Source organism: Dyella sp. (assembly GCF_036384435.1).
Lineage (GTDB): Bacteria > Pseudomonadota > Gammaproteobacteria > Xanthomonadales > Rhodanobacteraceae > GSA-30.
Genome location: NZ_DASVMI010000157.1, coordinates 1 through 22,231, shown reverse-complemented (window position 1 = coordinate 22,231; position 22,231 = coordinate 1). Strand labels below are relative to the sequence as shown.

21 protein-coding genes are annotated in these 22,231 nt (G+C 62.7%); 17 read left to right on the top strand and 4 right to left on the bottom strand.

The features are described 5' to 3' along the window. Positions 1 to 105: 105 nt before the first annotated feature. The 13 genes from ilvC (at position 106) to VF436_RS15175 (ending at position 13,170) form a co-directional block, all read left to right on the top strand. Positions 106 to 1,128, top strand: a complete 1,023-nt coding sequence (gene ilvC / locus VF436_RS15235; RefSeq protein WP_330904879.1) for a ketol-acid reductoisomerase — start codon at positions 106 to 108, stop codon at positions 1,126 to 1,128. A gap of 205 nt (positions 1,129 to 1,333) precedes the next feature. Further along, positions 1,334 to 3,202: a biosynthetic-type acetolactate synthase large subunit gene (gene ilvB, locus VF436_RS15230; RefSeq protein ID WP_330904878.1), complete on the top strand. Its 1,869-nt coding sequence runs from the start codon at positions 1,334 to 1,336 to the stop codon at positions 3,200 to 3,202. A 10-nt stretch (positions 3,203 to 3,212) separates the two neighbouring features. Continuing rightward, positions 3,213 to 3,461, top strand: a complete 249-nt coding sequence (gene ilvN, locus VF436_RS15225; protein ID WP_330904877.1) for an acetolactate synthase small subunit — start codon at positions 3,213 to 3,215, stop codon at positions 3,459 to 3,461. Further along, the gene (gene ilvA, locus VF436_RS15220; RefSeq protein WP_330904876.1) at positions 3,458 to 5,026 is read left to right on the top strand and encodes a threonine ammonia-lyase, biosynthetic; all 1,569 of its coding nucleotides are present in this window, start codon (positions 3,458 to 3,460) and stop codon (positions 5,024 to 5,026) included. The genes ilvN and ilvA overlap by 4 nt, the downstream gene beginning before the upstream one ends. 323 nt (positions 5,027 to 5,349) lie before the next feature. Then, on the top strand, positions 5,350 to 6,324 hold the full coding sequence (locus VF436_RS15215) for a CsgG/HfaB family protein (RefSeq protein ID WP_414649867.1): 975 nt from the start codon (positions 5,350 to 5,352) through the stop codon (positions 6,322 to 6,324). A 72-nt stretch (positions 6,325 to 6,396) separates the two neighbouring features. Further along, positions 6,397 to 6,654 carry a hypothetical protein gene (locus tag VF436_RS15210; RefSeq protein ID WP_330904875.1) on the top strand — a complete coding sequence of 86 codons (258 nt, stop codon included), beginning with the start codon at positions 6,397 to 6,399 and terminating at the stop codon, positions 6,652 to 6,654. A 366-nt stretch (positions 6,655 to 7,020) separates the two neighbouring features. After that, entirely contained in the window at positions 7,021 to 7,485 is a 465-nt protein-coding gene (locus VF436_RS15205) for a hypothetical protein (protein ID WP_330904874.1), read from the top strand. Between the two features lie 173 nt (positions 7,486 to 7,658). Beyond that, positions 7,659 to 8,129: a cupin domain-containing protein gene (locus tag VF436_RS15200; protein ID WP_330904873.1), complete on the top strand. Its 471-nt coding sequence runs from the start codon at positions 7,659 to 7,661 to the stop codon at positions 8,127 to 8,129. A gap of 114 nt (positions 8,130 to 8,243) precedes the next feature. Further along, positions 8,244 to 9,269, top strand: coding sequence for a 4-hydroxybenzoate octaprenyltransferase (ubiA, locus tag VF436_RS15195; protein ID WP_330904872.1), 1,026 nt, complete (start codon positions 8,244 to 8,246; stop codon positions 9,267 to 9,269). Positions 9,270 to 9,374: 105 nt separating this feature from the next. After that, on the top strand, positions 9,375 to 10,382 hold the full coding sequence (locus VF436_RS15190; RefSeq protein ID WP_330904871.1) for a sulfate ABC transporter substrate-binding protein: 1,008 nt from the start codon (positions 9,375 to 9,377) through the stop codon (positions 10,380 to 10,382). Further along, on the top strand, positions 10,382 to 11,206 hold the full coding sequence (gene cysT, locus VF436_RS15185) for a sulfate ABC transporter permease subunit CysT (protein WP_330904870.1): 825 nt from the start codon (positions 10,382 to 10,384) through the stop codon (positions 11,204 to 11,206). The genes VF436_RS15190 and cysT overlap by 1 nt, the downstream gene beginning before the upstream one ends. After that, on the top strand, positions 11,203 to 12,060 hold the full coding sequence (gene cysW / locus VF436_RS15180; protein WP_330904869.1) for a sulfate ABC transporter permease subunit CysW: 858 nt from the start codon (positions 11,203 to 11,205) through the stop codon (positions 12,058 to 12,060). The genes cysT and cysW overlap by 4 nt, the downstream gene beginning before the upstream one ends. 3 nt (positions 12,061 to 12,063) lie before the next feature. Further along, positions 12,064 to 13,170: a sulfate/molybdate ABC transporter ATP-binding protein gene (locus tag VF436_RS15175; protein ID WP_414649866.1), complete on the top strand. Its 1,107-nt coding sequence runs from the start codon at positions 12,064 to 12,066 to the stop codon at positions 13,168 to 13,170. Between the two features lie 154 nt (positions 13,171 to 13,324). Here the strand turns inward: VF436_RS15175 and VF436_RS15170 are convergent, their stop codons facing one another. Genes VF436_RS15170 through VF436_RS15160 form a run of 3 tightly spaced genes read right to left on the bottom strand, consistent with a single transcriptional unit; the run spans position 13,325 to position 15,368 of the window. Then, positions 13,325 to 14,035, bottom strand: a complete 711-nt coding sequence (locus VF436_RS15170; RefSeq protein WP_330904868.1) for an aspartate/glutamate racemase family protein — start codon at positions 14,033 to 14,035, stop codon at positions 13,325 to 13,327. A 53-nt stretch (positions 14,036 to 14,088) separates the two neighbouring features. Then, positions 14,089 to 14,742, bottom strand: coding sequence for an N-methyl-D-aspartate receptor NMDAR2C subunit (locus tag VF436_RS15165; protein ID WP_330904867.1), 654 nt, complete (start codon positions 14,740 to 14,742; stop codon positions 14,089 to 14,091). Continuing rightward, entirely contained in the window at positions 14,742 to 15,368 is a 627-nt protein-coding gene (locus VF436_RS15160; protein WP_330904866.1) for a TetR/AcrR family transcriptional regulator, read from the bottom strand. Before VF436_RS15160 ends, VF436_RS15165 begins: the two co-directional genes overlap by 1 nt. Positions 15,369 to 15,482: 114 nt before the next feature. On the opposite strand from VF436_RS15160, the gene VF436_RS15155 reads away from it, so the two are divergent. The 3 genes from VF436_RS15155 (at position 15,483) to VF436_RS15145 (ending at position 19,889) form a co-directional block, all read left to right on the top strand. Next, positions 15,483 to 16,934, top strand: coding sequence for a 2OG-Fe(II) oxygenase (locus tag VF436_RS15155; protein WP_330904865.1), 1,452 nt, complete (start codon positions 15,483 to 15,485; stop codon positions 16,932 to 16,934). 409 nt (positions 16,935 to 17,343) lie between these two features. Then, positions 17,344 to 17,880, top strand: a complete 537-nt coding sequence (locus VF436_RS15150; RefSeq protein WP_330904864.1) for a hypothetical protein — start codon at positions 17,344 to 17,346, stop codon at positions 17,878 to 17,880. Further along, positions 17,877 to 19,889, top strand: a complete 2,013-nt coding sequence (locus VF436_RS15145) for an XVIPCD domain-containing protein (RefSeq protein ID WP_330904863.1) — start codon at positions 17,877 to 17,879, stop codon at positions 19,887 to 19,889. Before VF436_RS15150 ends, VF436_RS15145 begins: the two co-directional genes overlap by 4 nt. 81 nt (positions 19,890 to 19,970) lie before the next feature. Here VF436_RS15145 and VF436_RS15140 read toward each other — a convergent pair whose 3' ends face one another. Then, positions 19,971 to 20,909 carry a LysR family transcriptional regulator gene (locus VF436_RS15140; RefSeq protein WP_330904862.1) on the bottom strand — a complete coding sequence of 313 codons (939 nt, stop codon included), beginning with the start codon at positions 20,907 to 20,909 and terminating at the stop codon, positions 19,971 to 19,973. 131 nt (positions 20,910 to 21,040) lie between these two features. On the opposite strand from VF436_RS15140, the gene VF436_RS15135 reads away from it, so the two are divergent. Further along, complete coding sequence (locus tag VF436_RS15135; RefSeq protein WP_330904861.1) at positions 21,041 to 21,748, top strand: SDR family NAD(P)-dependent oxidoreductase; 708 nt, start codon at positions 21,041 to 21,043, stop codon at positions 21,746 to 21,748. Positions 21,749 to 22,231 lie beyond the last annotated feature (483 nt).

Below are 22,231 nucleotides of genomic sequence, written 5' to 3'. Positions count from 1 at the left end.
GCGATGCCGATGCACCTCACCCCTCCTGCTCGAGCAGGCGCGGAGGCGGCAATTTTTTTTGATAACGCATTCCCTTTCCCACTGCGCCCTTACAGGAGCCTTTGCATGAGCCAACCCGCCGCAACGACCGACAAACTCAGCCACGCCCGCATCGCCGTTCTCGGTTACGGCAGCCAGGGCCGCGCGCACGCGCTGAACCTGCGCGACTCCGGCCTCGATGTGGTCGTAGGCCTGCGCCAGGGCGGCCCGTCATGGGAACGCGCCCGCGCCGAGGGCTTCAAGGTGGCCGAACCGGCCGACGCAGTACGTGACGCTGACCTGGTTGCCGTGCTGACGCCGGACATGACCCAGCCGGGCATCTATCGCGATGCCATTGCACCAAACATCAAGGCCGGCGCGACGCTGCTGTTCGCCCATGGCTTCAACGTGCATTTCAAGCAGATCGAGGCACGCAAGGACATCGACGTCGTACTCGTCGCGCCGAAGGGGCCGGGTGCCCTGGTGCGTCGCGAATATGAGATCGGTCGCGGCGTGCCCTGCCTGTATGCCGTGCACCAGGATGCCACCGGCAACGCCGAAGCCAACGCCAAGGCCTATGCGGCTGGCATCGGTGGTGGCCGTGCCTTGCTGATCGAAACCGACTTCAAGGAAGAAACCGAGACCGATCTGTTTGGCGAACAGGCGGTGCTGTGCGGCGGCGCCAGCGAGCTGGTGATCAAGGGCTTCGAGACCCTGGTCGAAGCCGGCTACAAGCCGGAGATCGCTTACTACGAGGTGATGCACGAACTGAAGCTGATCGTCGACTTGTTCTATGAGGGCGGCCTCAAGCGTATGCTCGAATTCATCTCCGAGACGGCGCAGTACGGCGATTACGTCAGCGGCCCGCGCGTGGTCGACCAGGACACCAAGCAACGCATGAAGGCCGTGCTCACCGACATCCAGGATGGCACGTTTGCGCGCAACTGGATCGCCGAATACAACGCCGGCCTGCCCAACTACAAGAAGCTCAAGCAGGCCGACCTGGATCATCCCATCGAGCAGGTCGGCGCCCAGTTGCGTGCACGCATGCCGTGGCTGAATGCCGGTGCGGCGCAACCTGCTGGCGAGCCACTGAAGAAGGCAAGCTGATTCGAGCGAGGAGTCAGGGGCTGGGCCAGGAGTGAGTGAACAGGAGTGAGGAGTGAGGAGTGAGGAGTGAGTAAGAGCTTGCTGTACGAAGCGCTTTCTCAACACCCAACGTCCTCACGCTCTTCTCCAACTCCTCACTCCTGTTCACTCACTCCTGGCCCAAACGCTCACTTCCAACCCAACTCAACCAGGTACACCAAGCGACATGACATCTGCGCAGCACCAGATCCCCATCCACGATGACACGCATCCCCTGGCCGGACAGATGATGAGCGGGGCTGAAGTCGTGGTCCAGGTACTGGCCGACGAGGGTGCGAAGGTTCTGTTCGGCTACTCCGGCGGGGCGATCCTGCCGGTCTACGACGCCGTGTTCCGTTACAACGCCACGCACATCGGCCCCGATGGCGGCGAACCGATGCCCTTGATCGTGCCGGCCAACGAACAAGGGGCCGGCTTCATGGCGGCCGGTTACGCGCGCGCATCGGGCCAGGTCGGCGTGGCGATCGTCACGTCAGGCCCTGGCGCGACCAACATGGTCACACCGGTCCGCGACTCGATGGCCGATTCGGTGCCCATGGTGGTGATCTGCGGACAAGTGTCGACCACGGCTATCGGCAGCGACGCCTTCCAGGAGGCGCCGATCAGCAACATCATGAGTTCCTGCGCCAAGCATGTCTTCCTGCTGACCGATCCCGATCGTCTGGAAGTGACCCTGCGCACGGCGTTCGAGATTGCCCGCAGTGGTCGTCCCGGGCCGGTGGTGGTCGATATCCCCAAAGACGTGCAGAACGCGATGCTCACCTTTGCCGGTCGCGGCAACTTGCCGATTCCCGGTTATCGCGCGCGCCTGCGTGCGATCGAGCAGGCCCACCTGGACGATGCGCAGTGTGCGGCATTTTTCCAAGCCATGGCGCAATCGCAACGGCCGCTGATCTACGCCGGCGGCGGTGTCATCGCCTCGGGCGCGGCAGATGCGCTGCGTCGTTTCGTCGATACCTTCGGCGTCCCTGTTACCACCACGCTGATGGCCTTGGGCGCCTATGACACCACCCAGCCACTGGCCTTGCACATGCTGGGCATGCACGGCACGGCCTATGCCAACTATGCGGTAGAAGACTGCGACTTCCTGTTCACGCTCGGCGCGCGCTTCGACGACCGTGTCGCCGGTGTGCCGGAGAAATTCGCCCCCGGCGCCCGCGCCGTGGCACAGATCGATATCGACCCGGCCGAAATCGGCAAGGTCAAGGCGGTGCAATGGCACCATGTCGGCGACTTGACCAGGACACTGACCCGGCTGTGCGACTACGGTCAGGCGCATGGTTTCGATCGTAGCAGCGCGCAAACCTATGCACCTTGGCACGCACACGTGGCGTCGCTCAAGCGCGACCACGCGCTGAATTTCGACCGCGACAGCGCGCTCGTGCAGCCCTACGCGGTCATCGAGGAAATCAACCGGCGCACGCAGGGCCGCGCCATCATCAGCACAGGCGTGGGCCAGCACCAGATGTGGGCCGCGCAGTATTTCCATTTTCGCGAGCCCCGTCATTGGCTGACCTCCGGCTCGATGGGCACGATGGGTTTTGGTCTTCCCGCCGCGATCGGCGCGCAATTTGCCCGACGCGATTGCGTGGTGATCGACATCGACGGCGATGCCAGCATCCGCATGAACCTGGGTGAGCTGGAGACCGTGACCACCTACGGCCTGCCCGTCAAAGTGGTCGTGCTGAACAACATCGGCGATGGCATGGTGCGTCAATGGCAGAAGCTGTTCTTCAAGGGGCGTTTCGCGTCGTCGGACAAGAGCTTGCATCGCAAGGACTTCATCAAGGCCGCGCAAGCCGATGGTTTCGAGTGGGCCCGGCGGCTGGAACATCCACACGACTTGCAGGCAACCATCGCCGACTTCCTCGATTTTCCGGGCCCGGCCTTCCTGGAAGTGCTGATCGACCCGGACGCTGGCGTATATCCAATGGTCGGCCCGGGCGCGAGTTACGCGCAAATGATCACCGGGGACCACATCGCCGCACGCGGTTCGATCGCCGATACGCGCGAACCGGCCACGGACATGTTCTGACGAGGCCATCATGAAACATACGCTTTCCATTCTTCTTCAGAACGAAGCCGGTGCCCTGGTTCGCGTCGCCGGGCTGTTTGCCGCGCGCAACTGCAATATCGATTCGTTGCATGTCGCTCCCACCCAGGACCCGGAGGTATCGCAACTGACCCTGGTCATGCAGGGTGCGGAAGGCACCGTGCAACAGATCATCGAGCAGACACGCAAGCTGGTGGACGTGATCGAGGTCAGCCGCCCGGTTGCCCTGGCCCATTCATGAGTGTCGCGGCTGCCAGCGAAAAGACAATGCGGACCGGGGACGAGCACGACCTGCTACGCCGTGTATTGCGTGCCCAGGTCTACGAGGTAGCGCGCGAAACGCCGCTCGATGAAGCGCCGTTGCTTTCGGCTCGATTGGGCCATCGTGTATTGCTCAAGCGCGAAGACCTGCAATCGGTGTTCTCGTTCAAGTTGCGCGGTGCCTACAACAAGATGGCCCAGCTCGATCACGCCGAGCGCGAGCGCGGTGTGATCGCTGCATCGGCCGGCAACCATGCCCAGGGAGTCGCACTCGCGGCCGCACGACTGGGTATTCGGGCGGTGATCGTCATGCCCATTACCGCGCCGCAGGTAAAGGTGGATGCCGTTCGTCGATTCGGAGGAGCCCACGTCGAGATCGTGCTGATCGGCGATTCCTACAGCGACGCCCAGGCGCACGCCGCGCGACTGCAAGCGCAACAGGGCCTGACGCTGGTGCATCCGTTCGACGACCTGGACGTGATTGCCGGGCAAGGCACGATCGGCATGGAGATCGTGCGCCAGCACGCACACCCATTGCATGCGATCTTTGTGCCGATCGGCGGCGGCGGACTGATCGCCGGCATCGGTGGCTACATCAAGGCACTGCGCCCGGACATTCGCATCATCGGCGTGCAGGCTTCCGATGCCGACGCGATGGCGCGATCGATCGATGCCGGCCGCCGCGTGACATTGAGCGACGTCGGCTTGTTCGCCGACGGCACGGCGGTCAAGCAACCCGGGGAATGGACCTATGCGCTGTGCCGTCAATACGTCGATGAAATCCTGCGCGTGGATACCGATGCAATCTGCGCAGCCATTCGCGACATCTTTCAGGAGACCCGGGTCGCGCCCGAGCCCTCCGGTGCCTTGGCCCTGGCCGGGCTCAAGCAATACGCCGCGCGCCCGCATGGCAGCGCACAGACGCTGGCTGCTATCGTCTCCGGCGCCAACCTCAATTTCGATCGCCTGCGCTTCGTGGCCGAACGCGCCGAGGTAGGCGAGCGGCATGAGGCGATTTTCGCGGTAAGCATCCCGGAAGAACGCGGCAGCTTCCGTCGCTTCTGTGCCGCGCTGGGCGAACGCAACATCACCGAGTTCAATTATCGCATCGGCAATGCCGAACAGGCACATATCTTCGTTGGTATCCAGACGCGCCATCGTGGTGAGAACGCCACGTTGCTGGAAACTTTTTGCCGGGAAGGCTTCAACGCCCTGGATCTGACCGACGACGAACTGGCCAAACTGCATTTGCGCCACATGGTCGGAGGCCGGTCCGCCCAGGCGCGCGATGAACAATTATACCGTTTCGATTTTCCCGAGCGCCCCGGTGCACTGACGCGCTTCCTCGACCACATGCACCCGGACTGGAACATCAGCCTGTTCCATTACCGCAACCACGGCGCCGACTACGGACGTATCCTGGTTGGCATCCAGGTGCCGCAAGCCGAACGCGCCACATTGACGCATTTTCTTTCGAACCTGGGTTATCCCTATCAGGACGAAAGCGACAACCCGGCGTACCGATTGCTGTTGCGCGAGGATTGATGGTTTTCGGGTTATAGGGATGGAAGGTGCAGGCGCAAGCTCCTTGGCCGGCGACAAGACCGCCGGGCTGCGGAGGTGACGTGGCCGTCGTGATCCCCGGCGCGCCTCGCTACCGGCCTCCTGTCAACTTGCACACCCCTCCACGATCACGCGCCTTCAATCCGCAAGCCGTTGTCCTGACAACATCTCCGAAACCACCGACAGATTCCCAGACGCCTCTGGCGCCTTAATTCCGGCCCTGGGCCGCGCCTTCGCGGCTCATCCTGACCGCTTCGGTACATCACGCGAAACGGCGGGATTTCAGGGAAGAACTAGGGACAGCCATGAAAACCAAGTCGATGAAGACCCTCGCCACCATGGCCACAGGCATGTCGGTGATACTCCTGGGCCTACCTGCCTGCGCGCAGATCGAGTCGAAGATGAAATCCGCTCAGACAATACGCCATGAAAAGACCGCACAGTTGCCAGTGTGCAGCAAGCCCCTGGGCACCGTGGCCGTGGAAGAGGCCGATGCTGGCTCCAATTGGTGGTCGGGGCAGCAATTGCCCGAACCCACGAAGCTGATCAAGGTATTCGTGGCCAAATCGCGCTGCTTCACTCTCGTTGACCGCAATCGCGGCATGAACGCAGCCATGCGCGAGCGTGAGCTGGCCTCCCGCGGCGAACTGCGTGGACGCTCGAATATCGGCAAGGGCCAGGTCAAGGCCGCCGATTACATCCTGGTGCCCGATCTCGTCTCATCCAACCGCAATGCCGGCGGCGGCCGTGTAGCCGGCTTGCTGGGTGGCCTGATCGGTGGCGGAGCAGGCCAGATAGCGGCCGGGCTGGATTTCAAATCAAAAACTGCCGACGTTGTCCTGACGCTGACCGACGTGCGTTCGTCCGAGCAGGTGGCGCTTACCGAGGGGAGTGCCAAGAAGAACGACCTGGGGTTCAGTGGCGCAGGCGCCCTATGGGGAGGCAGTGAATTCGGTGGTGCCGGCGTGGGTGGGTATGCCAATACGGAAATCGGGCAGGTCATCACGTTGGCCTATCTGGATGCCTACACGCGCATGGTTGAACAACTAGGCGGGGTGAGCAACAACGCAGCCGCTTCCCGTGCCATGCAGGCCGTCACCTTGATCCGATCCACGCAACTGCTGACCGATGCCACCGGCAAGGGCAAGCCGGTGCGTTCATTGCGCGCGGGCGCGACGCTGCACCCCACCGGCAACAAGCAGGGTGGCATGTGGGAGGTCGAGGATGAACTTGGCCAACGCGGCTGGGTGCCCTCGGAACTGATCGAGCTATCTCGCTGATCGTCCTGAAAACTTGCACAGGCCACAGAGGACATGATGGATAATGGCGCATCGCCGTTGGATGCGCCTTTCATGTCTGAGAAAACGTCCTCCCCGCGCTACTGGTTTCCCGCAAAAAGCTACGGTCTGGGTTGGGGCTTGCCCCGCGTCTGGCAGGGTTGGACGACACTGGTGGCCTATGTGGTGGTCATCGCCGTGCTGGCGCATCAATACCCTCCACACGAAGTCGGGAACCGATTCTGGCTTGTCACCGGGCTACCGACCCTGGCTTTGGTACTGGTCTGTCTGATCAAAGGCGAGCCGCCGCGCTGGCGCTGGGGCCGCAAATAGCCTCTCTGCTACCCCGGTCACACGGCCGGGACTTGCCCGTGGCAGCGGGTTCCATGGCATTATCCACGCATCGAATGTAAGGCTCACCCTCGTTCAGACAGGGGAGCACCAGGGGAAATCCGGTTATCAACGCGTGGACGGTACGTCCACAACCGGGTTTTGCATACGATCTTCAGTGGACGGCGTCATGGAACAGGATGCAAACGATGGGATGCGACTCAAACGCGCCACCCATGCCAATGACCGCGCCTGCCCGCGCCCATCGTGGTGCGTCGTCCGCATGCCCGCATTTTCCGCGCGTTCTTCGCTGCATACGAAGCGTGCCATCTCCATGTCCATTCAAAATCGAGTCGTAAAGGAGTACCCATGAAGAAGCTCGTCCTGCTTGCTTCCCTGGCCGCGCTGGCCGTGAGCGGTTGCGCCACCAAGAAGACGACGCTGGCCACCCAGATTTCCGGGCTGATCGACCAGACCACCCAGGCACAGACCGAGCCTGAGGCATTTCTTCGCCTGGAGTCCTACGGCGAAAACGCGGTGCCCTATCTCGTGCAGCACCTCAACGACATGCGTCCGCTTGGCGAAAAGAACATGGTGTTGAAGAACATCGTGATCGTCGATTCGAAGAAGACCGAGCAAGGCCAGCGCATGTATTCGCCGGAGGTGGTGCACGATGCCCTGGCCGCGCTGCTCAACCAGATCACCGGCAAGAGCTTCGAGTTCGTCTACAACGGCTCCGATCCGGCCACGCGGGCGACCAATAGCAAGGAATGGCAGGATTGGTGCATGAAGACGTATCCAGACAAGAAGGCGATCTGCAAGGTTCACAAGTAATCTTGCAGCGGCGCCTACCCGTGATCGGGTAGGCGCGAATTCGTTGGCGATGCTAGACGCGACGTGGTCGCGGCTTGGAGGTTTCACCCCCCATCTGCGACTGAATCGCAGATTGCTTCGCGAATGAATTGGCTCCTACAGTGGGCGCCTGTCAATTACGGGTAGCCAGGTTTATGTCCCAAACGCCGCGCGAGCTTCTCAGCGCCACCACCATCGACGCCATGCCGGTCGAAGTCAGGCAACACGCCTACAACGCCAATGCCATCCGGCTGGCCAAGTCACTTGGCGACGCGACCGGCTTGACGCAAATTGGCGCGCACCTGATCACACTCGAGCCAGGTCGCGAATCGAGCGAATATCATCGCCACCTGTATGAAGAGGAATTCGTCTACGTGCTGTCCGGCACCGGACAATTGTTGCTCGATGACCGCCCCTATGACATTGGCCCCGGCGATTTCCTGGGCTTTCCCCGCGGTGGCGCGGCACATGTGGTGAAAAATACAGGCGAAACGCCGTTGCTGCTGCTCGTGGCAGGGCAGCGCCTGGAGCAGGACATCTGCGATTATCCGCACTTCGGCAAGCGGCTGTACATTCATGGGCAGGGCGAGGACCTGGTGGATTTCGAGCAGATCAAGCCGGGCTGATAGCCACCACGGGCCCGGCCTTTACCTCACGGGTACACGGGTGCGCGGATCGGTTCCGCGTATCCGGCAGGCCCCAAGTGCCCCAGGCATCGCCCAGCCGTTACAATCGACCGCATGGCTCCCACCCCACGCAAGCGTCCTCGCCGCACCTCCGCGCCCTTGGCTGCCGCCCGGCGTCCGGTAGCGCCTGCGAAGAAGGCCGCCGCCGCGCCGCGGCCTGCCGACAGTTCTACGCGCGCCACGCGTGTATTGTCCTGGCTGCTACAGAAGCTGCCCCAGCAGCAGCGCGAGAGGGCGCTCGATTATCTGGTCCTGACCCGCATGGACCGCCCGATTGGCGCGTTGCTGCTGCTGTGGCCGACCTGGTGGGCATTGTGGCTGGCCGAGGGCGACTTCCCGCCGCTTGGCCTGTTGATCATCTTTACGCTGGGCGTCTTCGCGATGCGCTCGGCCGGGTGCGCGATCAATGACTTCGCCGATCGAAAGCTCGATCCCCAGGTGGCCCGCACCGCAGGCCGTCCCATCGCCAGTGGGCGCATCACGCCACGCGAAGCGCTGATCGTATTCGCCGCGCTGCTGGTGTTTTCGTTCGTGCTGGTGCTGTTTACCAACCACTTCACCATCGCCCTGTCGTTTGGCGGCGCGGCGCTGGCCGCCCTATATCCGTTCACCAAGCGTTACACGCACCTGCCACAGGTTGTCCTGGGTGCCGCCTTCGGCTGGTCGATTCCGATGGCATTCGGCGCGGTGTCCGGGCACGTGCCGCCGCTTGGCTGGCTATTGTTTCTGGCCAACATCGTCTGGTCGGTGGTCTACGACACCGAGTACGCGATGGTCGATCGCGACGAGGACATCAAAGCGGGCGCCAAATCCACGGCCATCCTGTTTGGCGACGCAGATCTGCCGATCCTGGGAATACTGATGGCCACCTTTGCCCTGGCCATGCTGTTCGTCGGCCAGCGCGCCAGCCTGGGTTGGTCTTACTGGCTGTCACTGGTGGCGGCCCTGGGGTTGTTCGGCTGGCAGCTCTGGTCCATCCGCACGCGCGATCGCACTGCCTGCCTGCAAGCCTTCCGCAACAACAATTGGCTGGGCATGGTGCTATGGATCGGCATCGTACTCGCCCTCGCTTTCCGCTGAGACGCCACGCTTCAACTTCCGCTTAACAACCCTGTCCGGAACATCGGCGATAACGATGGCCCATGGCCATCGCGCCGACATGCCGCTTTTCTGCCCGGAGACCGCATGCCGCTTCGCTCCCTGACCATTCCATTGTGCCTGTGGCTATGCCTGGCCACAGCCGCGCGCGCGTCGGAAACGAGCCTGCTGAACGTATCGTACGACCCCACACGCGAGCTGTACCGCGACATCAATGCCGCGTTCGCCGAGCAATGGAAACACGATCATGGCCAGGACGTATCGATCCACATGTCCCATGGCGGCTCGGGCAAGCAGGCGCGCTCGGTATCAGAAGGGCTGCGCGCCGATGTGGTGACGCTGGCGCTGGCCTACGACATCGACGCGATTGCCGCCCGTGGCTGGCTGCCGAAGGATTGGCAGCAGCGGCTGCCCGACCAGGCAACGCCCTACACCTCAACCATCGTGTTCATGGTGCGCAAGGGCAACCCCAGGCATATCCACGACTGGGACGACCTGGTGCGTCCTGGCATCCAGGTGATCACGCCCAACCCGAAAACTTCAGGCGGCGCGCGCTGGAATTTCCTCGCCGCCTGGGGGTACGCGCTGGACAAATTCCACGGCGACGAAGCGCAGACGCGCGCGTTCGTGCGCAACCTCTACAAGCACGTGCCAGTGCTCGATGCCGGCGCACGTGGCGCTACCACCACGTTCGCCCAGCGGGGTATCGGTGACGTGCTGGTCGGCTGGGAAAACGAGGCCATGCTGGCCAAGGCCCGACTTGGCGACGAGGATTTCGAAATCGTGCGTCCATCGCTGAGCATCCTGGCCGAGCCGCCCGTGGCCATGGTCGACCGCAATGTCGATCGCCACGGCACACGTGCGCTTGCGCAAGCCTACCTGGCCTTCCTGTATTCGCCGCAGGGGCAGCAACTGGCGGCAAAAAATTTCTACCGGCCACGCTCCATGCGCGATGCCGGCCCCTATGCCGCGCAATTTCCGCCGATTCGCACGTTCACCCTGGCCCAAGTATTCGGTAACTGGCATGAGGCGCAGGAGCGGTTTTTCCGCGATGGCGGCGAATTCGATCGCTTCGGCGCCAACGGAGGCCTCTGATGCGGCGAAACATTCTTCCCGGCTTTGGCCTGAGCCTGGGCTACACCATCGTCTACCTGAGCCTGATCGTGATGCTTCCGCTGGCCGCCCTGATCGCCAAGGCCTCGGGGATAAGCTGGAACGACCTGACCCATCTGCTCGGCTCGGGCCGCACACTGGCGGCCTTGAAGCTCAGCTTCGGTGGCGCGCTGCTTTCGGCCGTGCTCAACGTGGCGATCGGACTGCTGGTGGCCTGGGTGCTGGTGCGCTATCGCTTTCCGGGCCGACGCCTGCTCGATGCCCTGATCGACCTGCCGTTCGCGCTACCCACCGCGGTGGCCGGTATCGCGCTGACCGCTATCTACGCCCCCAATGGGTGGCTGGGTCGTTGGCTGGAACCGCTGGGCGTGCATGTGGCCTACACGCCGCTGGGTATCCTGGTGGCGATGATCTTCGTCGGCTTTCCCTTCGTGGTGCGCACCCTGCAACCGGTGCTGGAGACGCTTGAACGCGACGTGGAAGAAGCGGCGATGAGCCTGGGGGCCACGCGCATGCAGACATTTTTCCGGGTGATCCTGCCCATGTTGGCGCCCACCTTGCTGACTGGCTTCGGGCTGGCCATGGCGCGCGCGGTGGGTGAATACGGCTCGGTGATCTTTATCGCCGGCAATATCCCCAAGCATTCGGAAATCGCGCCCTTGTTGATCGTGCAGAAACTCGAACAGTTCGACTATGCCGGCGCCGCCACGCTCAGCCTGGTGATGCTGGCATTCTCCCTGATGTTGCTGATCGGCGTGTCGCGCCTGCAACGCTGGAGCCAGCGCTGGTCGGAGAGCCGCCGATGACGCCCTTGAGCCGTCCCGTCGCCTGGCCACGCCGCCTGGCTCATGCCAGCCTGATTGGCGTCGCCGTCCTGTTCCTGACGCTATTCCTGCTGCTTCCCCTGGCTACTGTGTTCTATGAGGCACTGAGGCAGGGCGTAAAAGCCTATTTCCATGCAGTGACACAGGATGAAGCCTGGCAGTCGGTCAAACTCAGCCTGCTGGTCGCAGTCATCGCCGTACCACTCAACGTGGTCTTCGGTGTGGCCGCATCCTGGGCGATGGCGCGCTTCCAGTTTCGCGGCAAGGCCTTGATCGGTGCCTTCATCGATCTGCCGTTCGCCGTGTCACCCGTGATTTCCGGCCTGCTGTTCGTCTTGCTGTTCGGTGCGCATGGCTGGTTCGGACCGTGGCTGGATCGCCACAATATCGACATCATCTTCGCCGTGCCCGGCCTGGTGCTGGCCACGATGTTCATCACGTTGCCTTTCGTGGCCCGGGAGTTGATTCCGTTGATGCAGGCGCAAGGCACCGAAGAGGAAGAAGCCGCGCGCGTGCTTGGTGCCACCGGCTGGCAGATGTTCTTTCGCGTGACGCTACCTAATATCCGTTGGGGCCTGCTCTATGGCGTGCTGCTGTGCAATGCGCGCGCGATGGGTGAATTCGGCGCGGTTTCGGTGGTGTCCGGGCATATCCTGGGTTTGACCACCACCATGCCACTGGAAGTGGAAGTGCTCTACAACGAATACGAATACGTCGGGGCCTTCGCCGTCGCATCGCTGCTGGCCATGTTGGCGCTGCTCACCCTGGGCATCAAGACCGTCCTTGAATGGCGCTATGGCGACCAGATTGCCTCGCATGGCGCGGCCAGGCATTGAACGATGACATTGAAACTATCCCACCTCATTCGCCGCTTTGCCGGCACCGCCGGACTCGACGATGTCAGCCTCGATATCGCGCCCGGCGAATTCCTGGCGTTGCTGGGGCCTTCCGGCTCGGGCAAGACCACGTTGCTGCGCATACTTGCCGGGCTGGATTATCCCGATGGCGGTAGCGTGATGCAGGGCGATCGCGACCTGCTGAAGATCAATGCGCGCCAGCGCAGCGTGGGGCTGGTATTTCAGCACTACGCCTTGTTTCGCCATATGACCGTGGCCGATAACGTAGCGTTCGGGCTGCGTGTGCGTCCGGCGCGCTCGCGCCCTTCGCGCACGCAAATCGCCGAGCGCGTGGAAGCCTTGCTCAAGCGCGTCCACCTGGAAGGGTACGGCAAGCGCTATCCGGCGCAGCTATCTGGTGGCCAGCGTCAGCGAGTCGCCTTGGCGCGAGCGCTGGCTGTGGAGCCAGAGCTGCTGTTACTCGATGAGCCATTCGGTGCACTCGATGCCCAGGTGCGTGTGTCATTGCGGCGCTGGTTGCGTCATCTGCATGAAGAGCTTGGGCTGACCACGGTATTCGTCACCCACGACCAGGAAGAGGCCCTGGAGCTGGCCGACCGTGTCGCCGTGATGAACAATGGACGGATCGAACAGGTCGATACGCCCGAAATGATCTACCAGCAACCAGCGACGCCGTTCGTGTGCGAATTCATCGGCAAGGTCAATCGCCTGACCGTGGAGCGCCGCGGCGGCCAACTGGTCAGCGGCTCGGCGACGCTATGCGACGATCCATGGGATGGCCGCTACGAACGAGCCCTGGCTTATGTGCGACCGGAACAACTGGCGTTGTCGGCGCACGGTCAGGGCGATAGCTGGGAGGCGCGACTGCGGCACATCTATCCCGCCGGCAGCGTGACGCACCTGGAGTTGCAATGGGAAGAACCCGATCAGGTGCTGGAAATGGATATCGCCAGCGAACAGATCGCACGATTGTCCTTGCGGCAGGACATGACGCTGCGAGTGCGCCCGAAGGTATGCACGTTGTTCCCGTTGGACGTGGATGGCCACGTCCAGGCGTCAGACCGGGTGATGCTGCGCTGGGATGTGTAAGCGCTTTGCAGGAGCGACTTCAGTCGCGATGCAAGTTGCGACTCAGATCGCGACCTGGAGGTTTCAAGAGCCTCCATCGGCGACTGGATCGCCGATGGCTTCGCGAATGAATTCGCTCCAACAAGCATCGTGCGTCGTGGTGGAATGCCGGAAACTAAGCATGGGAACCTGGGGCATCGAGGGCCCAGTCCACGGCAGCCTGCGCATGCAGCACAGCGGTGTCGAACAAGGGCAGGCCGGCGTTTTCAGGCTTCAGTAACAAACCGATCTCCGTACAGCCCAGAATGACCGCCTGGGCACCTCTGATCGCCAGTTCCGCGATGATCTGGCCATACCGTTCGCGCGACTGGTCACGCAAATCGCCATGGCAAAGCTCGTCGTAGATGATGCGATGCACATCGGCTCGCTGGGCGGCATCGGGAACGAGCACATCCAGGTTGAAGCGTTCGCGCAATCGACCGATGTAGAAATCCTGCTCCATCGTATAGCGCGTGCCGAGCAAGGCGACTCGCTCGATGCCCGCCACTTGCAATGCCATGCCTGTTGGATCGGCGATGTGCAGGAAGGGCACCTCGATGGCCGCTTCGATCGCACCGCTGACACGATGCATGGTATTGGTCGCGAGCACGATGATCTGGGCGCCACCGCGCTCCAGTTGCGACGCGGCGTCGGCAAGCTGGTGCCCGAGGGCATCCCAGTCATCGGCGCGCTGTGCCGCCTCGATGGGCGCGAAGTCCACGGTCAACATCAGCGAGCGCGCATTGTGATGTCCACCCAGGCGCGACTTGGCGTGCTGGTTGATCAGCCGGTAATACGCCGCGGACGATTCCCAGCTCATGCCGCCTATGATGCCGATGGTCTTCATGCATGCTCCTCATGCTCGCCAGGCCCTACTTTAACCCGGTACGCGCCTCGCCCTCATCCGCACAACTGCCGGAGCGATGCCTGGAGATTGCGGCGCGCGGCTGCTTCGAATCGATCGCGCATCGCCACGGTGACATAGATCGAGGGCCGATCCAGGAAGCTGCGCAGAACGCGCGCTCGTCCCGCGCGGTACAGCGGCGCGGGCGCCCAACGAAACTCCCGCCGCACCTGGCGCTCGTATTGCGCGAAGCGTTCAGGGTTCGCACCCAGGATCGCCAGGTCGATATCCACCAGCAGGCTGGCATCGCCCGGTTCCGGCTGCGCATGATGACACGTCGCCATCACCAGTCTGCGCATGCGATCGACAGCATCGTCCGGCACGTTGGCTTGCGACGCTTCGGCGACCAGCCATTGGGCGCTGACGTGCTCGTTATCCTGGCGGCGCGGCCGATAAACCGCATCGTGGAACCACAGCGCCAATGCCAGTTCATGCGGACGATCGGCGTCATGCCACAGCTCATCGAGCAGCCCCAGGCATTCTTCAAGATGCTGGCCCGTGTGATACGCGCGATGATGCTCGCCATAAGCGTCCAGCAGTCGGCGATGCAATCCGACCGGCGCGGCCAATGACCAGGCTTGCCAGAGTGCGATCCAGGGGATCTCACCGAGCACGGCTTCGACCGGAACTGCCTGAGCTGCACCAGACATCAGCGGCGATCCTTACCGGCAACCGCCGGCTCGCCGGCGATGTAGCGATCGACCCAGGTCGCGGCCATGTCCGCTGCAAAGCCGACGGGGACGATCTCCCGGGCATTGCTCGCCAGTGCGAATACACCCTCGACGAACGCCAGCAGGCCGGCGGCCAGATGATCGAGCTTGCGCACCTTGCGCCCTTGTTCGGCCAGGCAGGCACGCAGCAATTTGCGCAGCAGCAGCATTTCCTGCGCCACCGTTCGCTGATAGACCTCTCGCACATCGGGATCGCGCACGGCTTCGGCTCCTACCATCACCCAAGCCGCCACCGCATCGGGATCGGCGTCGGAGCCATAGCTCAACCTTGCATCGATATACGCCACCAGGCGCTGCCTGGCATCGATCGCCTCGGCTGCGCGCGATTGGTAGCGCTGTGTGGCATAACCGGCCAGGCGTTCGACCAGTGCCACCAGAATCTCGCGCTTGTCATGAAAGTGGTAATGGATCAGCCCCGGCGCAAGCCCGGCAGCCTTGGCAATGGCTTGCACCGTGGCACCGGCATAACCCTGGGTCGCCATGACACGCAGCAAGCCATCGACGATCTGCTGACGACGAAGTTCGGTGTTGGGCTTTCGTGGCATGAAGGGCTCCGGAATCCATAATTTGGTTATACACCCAAAAAATGCTTGACCGCCAGACCGGGCAGGTACAGACTTCGCAAAAATTGGTTGGTCAACCAAATATACGAGAAGGCGATGAATGTTGCGCAAAGCCCGTTGCCCAGCCATATGGGCACCTGCCTCATCGTGGCGGACTTCCTGACAGCCGAGGAATGCGCGGCCTATATCGCGCAAGCCGAGCAGCGCGGCTTCCTCTCGGCTGAACTGGACTACCCGCCTTCCTATCGCAACAATGATCGCCAGGTCCTGGACGACCCGGCGCTGGCCGCACGCCTTTGGCAACGATTGACCACACGCATCACCCTGCCCGAAGACGACGGTTGGATACCGCAAGGCATCAACGAACGCCTGCGCCTGTGCAGATATCGCCCCGGCCAGCGTTTCAATATCCATCGCGACGGCGTGCACCATCGAGGTGAATATGTTCGCTCCAAACTCACGTTCATGATCTATCTCACCGATGGCGATGACTTCGGTGGCGGCGATACGCTGTTCTTCACGGGTGGGCCCGAATGTATCGGCAATCCCGGCCATCTCGTCGCACGCATTCGCCCCAGGCGTGGCAGCCTGATCGTGTTCGATCACGATCTGTGGCATGCGGGCGAAGAGGTGACCTGCGGCAGTAAGCACATCCTGCGCAGCGACATCCTCTACCGAAACACGGCGGCCACTCCGGCGGCGCCGGGCCATCACGGCTATGCATGGACCTTGCTGCGGCTGGCCGATGGCCGCATCGCCAGCGCCGGCCGCGATGCCACCATCCGGCTTTGGCAGCCGGACGGCGAACCCGATGCCCTGTGGCGAGGCCATCGCCAGTCGGTGCTGGGCCTTGCCCAGCTGAGTGATGGGCGTGTGGCATCGATATCCCGCGATCGCAGCCTGCGGTGGTGGAATCGACAAGGCCAGTGCTTGAACGAGGTCGCCGCCCATGACGCGGCGGGGCTTTGCATCACAGCCCTGCCGCAAGGCCGGCTCGCCAGCGGTGGCGCCGATCATCGGATCCACATCTGGTCTGGCAACGGGCAACATCTGGCGTCATGCCAGGGACACCAGGGCTGGATCTGGGGCTTGGCAACCGACGGGCAGGATCGCCTGTTCAGCGCCTCGGAGGATGGCCACGCCATGGCCTGGACGTATGACGGCATCGCTCTGAGCACGCTTGCCGGTGACGTCCCGCTGCGCGGCATCGATATACGAAAGGACGCAGCACATACCCGCTTTGCCGTGGGGGATGCCAACGGCTGGGTGCGCTGTGGCCACATCGATGCACAAGGTTTCACCCTGACCCGTCGCTTGCGCGCGCATGCCGCCGCGATACGCCGGGTGCGCTTTCTCAGTCATGGCCAACTCGCCACCTGTGGCGAAGATGGCGCGCTGCGTATATGGGCCGAAGATGCCACCACTCTCATCCACGAATATAACCAGTCGCAGTTCGTGACCGACGTGATCGAATCGGGCCCTTCGTGCTGGATCGCCTGTGGTTACAACGGGCAATTGACCTGGCACGCGGGCCAGGCGATTGCGTAACGGCCGGGCGTCCATAAATCGCAACAACTCACGAAGACTGGCTAAAAAAGCGTCGATTCATGCGCTTGTACGCTAATAGCCATCTGCGAACCGGCTCTTCCTCGCGGCTGACGGGCATGTGATACCGTCGCGGCAGGGCACGACCAACCGGACGGGATGACCGCTTGTTTACCTTGTCGCCACACACCCTGCGCGGGGCACGCCTGTGCGCCTGCGGATGCCCGAGACCCTGGCTCATGGACGTCGTCGTGCCTTCGGCCATGCCCGGACGCATCGACATGCGACCGGGCACCCCACGGCCGCCAGGCGCAGTGCGCCTGCCCCAGTCATGAAAATGGACCGGCATGACATGCCTATTCGCCTGACTTTCACGCTTTCCTTGCTGCTGATACTGACCACAGGATGTTCCATGAGCCACGGTGATCCGCAAAATCCACAGAGAAATCCGCAGCCCTCCAAGCGTTACGAGGTCACTGCCACCGTGGATGCATCCGGTGCCTGGGATTCAGTGAATGGACGCGTGTTTTTCGACGTCACCAACGTGGAATGCACACCCAAGGATGAATTTCTCGGTATCCACAAGAAACCCAAGGACGTGGTCATCGATTTTACGATGACCCGCGTCGACGACAAGACCTGGAAAGGCTATTTCTATCGCGATGCCGTGCGTGATGAAGACTACTACGGGCTAGGCGTTTGCCATTGGGATGCATCCAACGTAGGCGCCGTCTTCGTTGCCCGCAAAGTCACGTTCGCATCGACGGAGACCTTTGACGACCTGTTGCACAAGGGCTCGCAGACGAATTACTTCAACAGGCATTTTCGTGACGATCCGTCACCGACGCTGGATAACGTACCCGGCCTTTCTGCCGTCAACCCGCAGGTGATGCAGCAGCCGGATGCATTCTTTCCGATCACTGTCTCCGTCAAGGAAGCCACGCCATGAGCGCCAGCCCCCAGGTCACTGCCGCTGCCGCCGTCGACTCGTATATCGATCGCGACCAAAGTGACATCGGCAAGACCGTCAAGCTGGGTGGGCAAAACTACGAAGTGTTCGGCTACAGTGCCGATCCTGTCACCGGCTTTCATGGCACGGCTTATCTCAACAAGGATACCAACCAGGTCGTCATTGCCTATCGCGGCACCGATCCCAGCAGCGAACACCAGCTCACCCGGGTGCAGGATGTCGCGGTTGATGCCACGATGGTCAGGGACAAGGTCAATCCGCAGATCCCGCTTGCCGATGCCTTCACCCAGCAAATGATCGACAAGGCGGCCAAGCTCGGCATTCCCAAGGACCAGATCACCGCGGCCGGACACTCCCTGGGTGGCACGGAAACGCAGATCGAAGCCTCCCAGTTCGGCTTGCAGGCTGCAACGTATAACGCCTACGGCGCAGCCGATATGGGTTACAAGGCGCCAGCCGATCCAAACCAGATCACCAATTACGTCATGGCCGGCGACGTAGTCAGTGCGGGCAATCATCACCTGGGCAACGTGGTCACCTTGGCCAGTCCCCAGGATATTCAGTCGATGAAGGACGGCCGTTACATCGACGCGCCACCCGGGTCGCAACCGCCCAATCCGTTTCTGGCCATGAGCCTGGCCGATCACAGCGCCACGCACTTTTCGCCGGATAACAACACCACGCCAAGCGTGCTCGATCCCAAGGTTTTTGCGCAGTACGAAAAGAACTATACGGACAACAAGGAAGCCATCGATACGTATCGCAACGATGTCTATCGCGAACGCGGCGAATTGTCCGCCGCACTGCGTCAGGCACAGGCGGGTGCCCCGGCCGCCCTTCCCGCCGACATCCATCAGCAGTTGAACGAATTTGCCGCGGTGAAAGTCGACCCGGCCATCCAGAAAGGCATCGAACAAAACAGCATCGTCAAAGGTGCCGAGCAGCGCCTGCAGCAGGACGCCGATGCCGTGCGCGCGGCCGGCCAGGATGCCCAGGCACAAAGTGACAAGAATGCACAGGTAACTCGCCAGTTCGGCAACATGCTGGGTGCCGGCAATCCGGTGGCGCCACTCGCGGGCGTGGCGTTAGGGGAGGCCGAACACCTGGCAGGCAAGGCCATCCACGCTACCGGAGACTACGCAGCGAACAAACTGCAATCGGCCGAACACGCCGTCGAGGCCGGAGCGCACAGCCTCACGGGCAAAGCCGAAGCGATCATTCACAGCCCAACGGTGCAGAATGCCGCGATCCCCATCGCCAATGCCTTTGTTGACACCTATAACACCGCCCAATCGGCCGGACGCTCCATCGAGAACACGTACGACTCGGCCAAACGGTCCGTGTCGGAGGGCATCGATCATGCCGAGCAAACCGCCAAGACCGTGGGCGCGGCGGTCAGTAAGGGCGCCAGCGATGCCAGGCAAGCCATCGCCGATGGCGCGCATGGTGCCGAGCAGGCCATGGCGCAACGCGCCCAGCAGGCATCCCAGGCGGTCGGCGCCGCAGCCGCCGATGTATCTCAGAAAGCCGATAAGGCATGGGACACCCTGACGCACCCCTCCAGTTGGTTCGACGATAAGGTCAGGCCGGCGCCCAAGCTGGATGATCCGGCGCATCCTGGGCATGACCTGTTCAAGCAGGCCCAAGGCCATGTCCAGGCACTCGATGCGAAAGTAGGCCGCGTATCGGACCAGCGCAGCGACAATCTGGCGGGTGTGGCCGCCGTCGCGGCGATGCAAAAAGGCATGACCCGTATCGATCACATCCTGCCCGATACGCATGATGGCGCGACCATGTTCGTGGCGCAGAACACCCTGCCCAACAAGACGATCACCCAGGTGCCGACAGTGCAGGCGATGAACACACCACTGGAGCAAAGCAGCACACAGGCGCATCAGTTAGCACAGCAACAGACACAGCAACAACAAGCCCAGGCGCAGAGCCAGACACAGAACCAGCAAATGGTACAGGCGGCGCCTGTACGCTGAGCATGGGGCGTTCAAAACGTGCTCTTGTCCCATGAAGCCGGGGCGACCAGCCATGGAAGACGCGGGGAGATCGCGCGCGCCCTACCCGGCTCGATGCGCAGGTTCGATCGTGCGGCACAACGTGGCCATGACATCGCGCAGCCAGCGATGTCCCGGGTCGGCATCCATGCGCGGATGCCAGATCGCCGATACCGTGAAGTCCGGCGTCGCCAGCGGAAGGTCGAAGCATTGCAGACCCGAATCGACGGTGCCGGCATCGCTGGAAGCATGACCCAGGCACGACCGGGGTGCCAGCGCGACCAGTTCCGAGTGTCGCGCCATGCGCATGGCGTCCATGAAACCGGGAACGACCACGTGCACGTCTCGCCCAAGACCCAAAGCATCGAGCGCATCGTCGACCGGCCCACGGAACATGGCCTGCGGTGAGGCAGCGACGTGGCCATAGGCCACCAGTCGCTTCGGTGTCACGCCTCGGCCCGACAGCAAGGGGTGCCCCGTGCGCACGACACCGACCAGGCGGTCGCGAAACAGCGCTTGAGCTCGCATCTCGGGTGCAGCAGCCTCGACCACGCCAATTTCCAGATCGATCAATCCTTCGCGCAACGGTTCGGCGTCCTTGTTCGGCTTGGGCGCGAAACGCAGGCGAACGCGTGGTGCCGATCGGGTGATCGTCTTGAACAGTGTGACCGCAAACAGTTCGACAAAGGCCTCATTGGCTCGTAGCGTGAACGTGCGCTCCAGCGATGCGATGTCCAAGGGATCGGCTGGCGGCCGCAATACCGCCTGGGCATCGCGGGCCAATTCGCGCACCCGCCCTCGCAGCGCCACGGCGTGGGGTGTAGGCACCAACCCACGGCCCGCCCGCACCAGCAAGGGATCGCCCGTGGCCGATCGCAACCGCGTAAGCGTACGGCTCATGGCAGACGTGCTCAGGCCGAGCCGGCGCGCCGCGCCGGTCACGCTGCCCTCGGCAAGCAGGGCGTCGAGCGCCACCAGCAGATTGAGATCGGCGTTTTCCATGTTCCGAGCATAGCCCATCCGTCCACCACACCAGGCGTGTGATGCAATAATTCATTGCATGACGTGCGTCTTGTGCACACGATACGGGCGTATCAGGATGGGCACCCCTTGATGGCTCGGGAGCCACGCATATGCCGACAACATCCTCTTCTGGCACGATCCTCATCGTGGGCGCATCACGAGGCCTGGGGCACGCCATGGCCGCCGAATTCCTGGTCAAGGGATGGCACGTGACAGGTACGGTGCGCGGGCAGACGCGCACGGCACTGCACGACCTGGCCGACGCCCATCCGGGACGCGTCGATATCGAAATGCTGGATATCTGCCAGCCCGATCAATTGGCCGCACTGGCCGCGCGGCTATCCGGCCGGGTGATCGACATGCTGTTCGTGAATGCTGGCACCACCAACCGCGACCCGAACCAGCCGATTGGCGAAGTATCGACGGACGATTTCATGCATGTAATGCTCACCAATGCGCTGAGCCCCATGCGTGTGGTGGAGAGCTTGCAGTCGCATGTTCCACCCACCGGATTGATCGGCGTGATGTCGTCCGGGCAAGGCAGCGTCAGCAACAACGAAAACGGGCAGCGCGAACTCTATCGCGGCAGCAAGGCCGCCTTGAATACGTTCATGCGCAGCTTCGCCGCACGCCACGCCACCTCTCCACGTGCCATGGTGCTGATGGCACCGGGTTGGGTTCGCACCGACCTGGGCGGCCCGGACGGCAAACTCAGCATCGAGGAGAGCGTGCCCAACCTGGTGAACGTGCTGCTGGCGGCGCGAGGAACGCCGGGGCTGCGGTATGTGGATTACCTGGGACGCACGGTGCCCTGGTGATCGCGTTGCGATGGGAGCAGGCCGGGTACGGATCGGCGTGACGCGTCACACGCATGCTTCACGCCTGGGACCTTGTCGCGGCTTGGCGGTTTGACCGCTCATCCGCAACCGCATCGCCGGTTGCCTCACCACGTAGATACCGTCTCGCGCCGATCTAAGCAATCTGCGATTCAGTCGCAGATGGGGGAGTTAAAACCTCCAAGGCGTAAAACCTCCAAGGTGCGACCATGTCGCGCTTTGCGTCGCGAATGAATTCGGCTGCGCAGAGCACATACCGCCCGCGCCGGGCCGCAGGGCCCAACGAATCGTCGTCATACCTTCCGTGCCACTCGCGCACGACCTCTTAATGGGCGAGGCAACCGGCTGGTTGCCTCACCCGCTCTGGGTCGTGCACCTGCCGCGCTAGGTGGCTGGGTCCTCCGTGCGCGCGGCCAAGGTAGATGCCCGTTCGCTCAAGACCAGCAGCGTCGCGGCCAGGCCGCC

Excerpts from the sequence above, each read along its gene's own strand:
- ilvC (WP_330904879.1), top strand. The coding sequence starts at position 106 with ATGAGCCAACCCGCCGCAACGACCGACAAACTCAGCCACGCCCGCATC.
- ilvB (WP_330904878.1), top strand. The coding sequence starts at position 1,334 with ATGACATCTGCGCAGCACCAGATCCCCATCCACGATGACACGCATCCC.
- ilvN (WP_330904877.1), top strand. The coding sequence starts at position 3,213 with ATGAAACATACGCTTTCCATTCTTCTTCAGAACGAAGCCGGTGCCCTG.
- ilvA (WP_330904876.1), top strand. The coding sequence starts at position 3,458 with ATGAGTGTCGCGGCTGCCAGCGAAAAGACAATGCGGACCGGGGACGAG.
- VF436_RS15215 (WP_414649867.1), top strand. The coding sequence starts at position 5,350 with ATGAAAACCAAGTCGATGAAGACCCTCGCCACCATGGCCACAGGCATG.
- VF436_RS15210 (WP_330904875.1), top strand. The coding sequence starts at position 6,397 with ATGTCTGAGAAAACGTCCTCCCCGCGCTACTGGTTTCCCGCAAAAAGC.
- VF436_RS15205 (WP_330904874.1), top strand. The coding sequence starts at position 7,021 with ATGAAGAAGCTCGTCCTGCTTGCTTCCCTGGCCGCGCTGGCCGTGAGC.
- VF436_RS15200 (WP_330904873.1), top strand. The coding sequence starts at position 7,659 with ATGTCCCAAACGCCGCGCGAGCTTCTCAGCGCCACCACCATCGACGCC.
- ubiA (WP_330904872.1), top strand. The coding sequence starts at position 8,244 with ATGGCTCCCACCCCACGCAAGCGTCCTCGCCGCACCTCCGCGCCCTTG.
- VF436_RS15190 (WP_330904871.1), top strand. The coding sequence starts at position 9,375 with ATGCCGCTTCGCTCCCTGACCATTCCATTGTGCCTGTGGCTATGCCTG.
- cysT (WP_330904870.1), top strand. The coding sequence starts at position 10,382 with ATGCGGCGAAACATTCTTCCCGGCTTTGGCCTGAGCCTGGGCTACACC.
- cysW (WP_330904869.1), top strand. The coding sequence starts at position 11,203 with ATGACGCCCTTGAGCCGTCCCGTCGCCTGGCCACGCCGCCTGGCTCAT.
- VF436_RS15175 (WP_414649866.1), top strand. The coding sequence starts at position 12,064 with ATGACATTGAAACTATCCCACCTCATTCGCCGCTTTGCCGGCACCGCC.
- VF436_RS15170 (WP_330904868.1), bottom strand. The coding sequence starts at position 14,035 with ATGAAGACCATCGGCATCATAGGCGGCATGAGCTGGGAATCGTCCGCG.
- VF436_RS15165 (WP_330904867.1), bottom strand. The coding sequence starts at position 14,742 with ATGTCTGGTGCAGCTCAGGCAGTTCCGGTCGAAGCCGTGCTCGGTGAG.
- VF436_RS15160 (WP_330904866.1), bottom strand. The coding sequence starts at position 15,368 with ATGCCACGAAAGCCCAACACCGAACTTCGTCGTCAGCAGATCGTCGAT.
- VF436_RS15155 (WP_330904865.1), top strand. The coding sequence starts at position 15,483 with ATGAATGTTGCGCAAAGCCCGTTGCCCAGCCATATGGGCACCTGCCTC.
- VF436_RS15150 (WP_330904864.1), top strand. The coding sequence starts at position 17,344 with ATGAGCCACGGTGATCCGCAAAATCCACAGAGAAATCCGCAGCCCTCC.
- VF436_RS15145 (WP_330904863.1), top strand. The coding sequence starts at position 17,877 with ATGAGCGCCAGCCCCCAGGTCACTGCCGCTGCCGCCGTCGACTCGTAT.
- VF436_RS15140 (WP_330904862.1), bottom strand. The coding sequence starts at position 20,909 with ATGGAAAACGCCGATCTCAATCTGCTGGTGGCGCTCGACGCCCTGCTT.
- VF436_RS15135 (WP_330904861.1), top strand. The coding sequence starts at position 21,041 with ATGCCGACAACATCCTCTTCTGGCACGATCCTCATCGTGGGCGCATCA.